The 3,140-nt window shown below is 64.1% G+C and carries 2 protein-coding genes; both read right to left on the bottom strand.

Annotation, left to right across the window (positions count from 1 at the left end):
• On the bottom strand, positions 1-1,035 hold a 1,035-nt coding region (nuoH, locus tag Q0L57_RS09550; RefSeq protein ID WP_296741583.1), incomplete at its 3' end, for an NADH-quinone oxidoreductase subunit NuoH.
• Positions 1,036-1,037: 2 nt separating this feature from the next.
• Positions 1,038-3,119 carry an NADH-quinone oxidoreductase subunit NuoG gene (nuoG, locus tag Q0L57_RS09555; protein WP_296741584.1) on the bottom strand — a complete coding sequence of 694 codons (2,082 nt, stop codon included), beginning with the start codon at positions 3,117-3,119 and terminating at the stop codon, positions 1,038-1,040.
• Positions 3,120-3,140: the final 21 nt, after the last annotated feature.

Consider the following 3,140-nt stretch of genomic DNA (forward strand, 5'->3'; position numbering starts at 1 on the left):
CCCCGTGATCTTGAGGAAGGCCGCGGTGGCGACGACCATGAACAGCGAGATCGGCAGGAACACCTTCCAGCCAAGACGCATCAACTGGTCGTAGCGGTAGCGCGGCACGAAAGCCTTCACCATGGAGATGCCGAAGAATACGAAGCAGACCTTCAGCACGAACCAGATGACGCCGGGCACCCAGGTGAAAGGCGCGAAGTTAAACGGAGGCAGCCAGCCGCCCAGGAACAGGATGGTCGCCAGCGCGCACATCAGCACGATCGCAACATATTCGCCGAGGAAGAACAGCAGGAACGGCGTCGACGAATATTCGACCATGTGGCCGGCGACCAGCTCCGATTCGGCTTCCACCAGGTCGAAGGGCGGACGGTTGGTCTCGGCCAGCGCCGAGATGAAGAAGACGACGAACATCGGGAACAGCGCCAGCCAGTTCCAGTCCAGGAAGGTGTTGGGCAGGCCAAGCCGCGTGCCGATCCCGTTATGCTGCGACAGGACGATGTCGGAGAGGTTGAGCGATCCGGCGGTGAGCAGGACAGTCACGATGACGAAGCCGATCGAGACTTCGTAGGACACCATCTGCGCCGCCGAGCGCAGCGCGCCGAGGAACGGGTATTTCGAGTTCGATGCCCAGCCACCCATGATCACGCCATAGACTTCGAGCGAGGAGATGGCGAAGACATAGAGGATGCCGACATTGATGTTGGCGATCGCCCATCCCTCATTGACCGGGATGACCGCCCAGGCCGAGATCGCCAGTACAGCCGACACCAGCGGCGCCAGGAGGAAGACGCCCTTGTTGGCGCCTGACGGGATCACCGGTTCCTTGAACACGAACTTCAACAGGTCGGCGAAGGCCTGCAGCGTGCCCCATGGGCCGACGACGTTCGGGCCGCGGCGCAGCTGCACAGCCGCCCAGATCTTGCGGTCGGCGTAGAGAATATAGGCCACGAAGACCAGCAGGATGACGATCAGTACGACCGACTTCAGCAGGATCAGCAGCGCCGGCAGCACGTAGAAGGAGAAGAAGGTGTCCATGCTTATTCCGCCGCCTGCTTGAAGCCGCTCTTGGCCAGCGCCGAGCATTCGGCCATCACGGCCGAGGCCCGCGCGATCGGGTTGGTCAGATAGAAATCCTTCACCGGCGAGGTAAAGGTGCCCTTGTTGAGCCGCCCGCCGAGCTTCGCCGCCTTGGCGACGTCGTCGGCGCTGCCGGCCAGAACCTGGTCGATGCGGGCGAGATGCGGATGGTCGCCATAGAGCTTGGCGCGCAGCTGGGCGAGCGAATCGAACGGCAGCTTCTTGCCGAGCACATCCGACAGCGCCCTCAGGATCGCCCAGTCCTCGCGCGCCTCGCCCGGGGCGAAGCCGGCGCGGTTGGTCTGCTGCACGCGACCTTCGGTGTTGACATAGGTGCCGGACTTTTCCGTGTAGGCGGCAGCCGGAAGGATGACGTTGGCGCGGTGCGCCCCGGCATCGCCATGGGTGCCGATATAGACGACGAAGGCACCTCCGGTCGCGGCCATGTCTATTTCGTCGGCGCCGAGCAGGAACAGCACATCGGTTTCGCCCAGCATGCCGGCGACGTTCTTGCCACCCTCGCCCGGCACGAAGCCGACATCTAGGCCGCCGACGCGGCCGGCTGCATTGTGGAGAACCGCAAAGCCGGTCCACTCCGGCGTGACGGCATTGACGGCCAGGGCGAGTTTTGCCGCCTGGCCAAGAACCGCCGCGCCGTCTGAGCGCGCCAGCGCGCCTTGACCGACGATGATCAGCGGATGCGTCGCCTTCTTCAGCACGTCGAGGAACTTGCCGTTGCCGTCAGCGAGGTCCTTGAGCGATTCCGGACCGGCGCCAAGCAATTCATAGTCGTAGCGCGTGTCGCCGATCTCGCCGATGACGCCGACCGGCAGGTTGCCAACGCGCCAGCGCTTGCGGATGCGGGCGTTGAGCACGGAAGCCTCGAAGCGAGGATTGGCGCCGACGATCAGCACCGCGTCTGCCTGCTCGATGCCTTCGATGGTCGGATTGAAGATGTAGCTGGCGCGGCCGAGCGACGGATCGAGCGCGGCGCCATCCTGGCGGCAATCGACGTTCTTTGAGCCCAGCCCGGCCATCAGGAGCTTGAGCGCATAGATTTCCTCGACCGCGGCGAGGTCACCGGCAATCGCGCCGATCCGATCAGGCGCCGTCTTCGACACTTGATCCTTGATCGCCGCGAAAGCTTCAGCCCAGCTTGCCGGCGCGAGCTTGCCGTTCTTGCGAACATAGGGGCGATCGAGGCGCTGCGTGCGCAGGCCGTCCCAGATGAAGCGGGTCTTGTCGGAAATCCACTCCTCATTCACCGCCTCGTTGACGCGCGGCAGGATGCGCATCACTTCGCGGCCTCTGCTGTCGACGCGGATCGCCGAACCGACGGCATCCATGACGTCGATCGATTCCGTCTTGGTCAACTCCCATGGCCGCGCCTGGAAAGCGAAAGGCTTTGAGGTCAACGCCCCGACCGGGCAGAGATCGATGACGTTGCCCTGCAGCTCGGACGTCATCGCCTGTTCGAGATAGGTGGTGATCTCGGCATCCTCGCCGCGGCCGATCAGGCCAAGCTCGGAAATGCCGGCGACTTCGGTGGTGAAGCGGACGCAGCGCGTGCAGTGAATGCAGCGGTTCATCACCGTCTTGACCAGCGGGCCGATATACTTGTCTTCGACCGCGCGCTTGTTCTCGTGATAGCGCGAGGAATCGACGCCGAACGCCATGGCCTGGTCCTGCAGGTCGCATTCGCCACCCTGGTCGCAGATCGGGCAGTCCAGCGGATGGTTGATCAGCAGGAACTCCATCACGCCTTCGCGGGCCTTCTTGACCATGGGCGTGTTGGTGAAGATCTCCGGCGCCTCGCCATTGGGGCCGGGGCGCAGGTCGCGCACGCCCATCGCGCAGGACGCTTGCGGCTTGGGCGGGCCGCCCTTCACCTCGATCAGGCACATGCGGCAATTGCCGGCGATGGACAGCCGCTCATGGAAGCAGAAGCGCGGCACTTCCGCGCCAGCGTCCTCGGCCGCCTGCAGCAGCGTATAGTGGTCGGGTACCGTGATCTCTTTCCCGTCGACCTTTAGCTTTGCCATTCGCCTCAAACCCCTGCGGAT

This window comes from Mesorhizobium sp. (assembly GCF_024509055.1).
Classification (GTDB): domain Bacteria; phylum Pseudomonadota; class Alphaproteobacteria; order Rhizobiales; family Rhizobiaceae; genus Mesorhizobium.

What these genes read in the sequence shown, in the direction of transcription:
- nuoG (WP_296741584.1), bottom strand. Translation starts at nt 3,119, where the DNA reads ATGGCAAAGCTAAAGGTCGACGGGAAAGAGATCACGGTACCCGACCAC.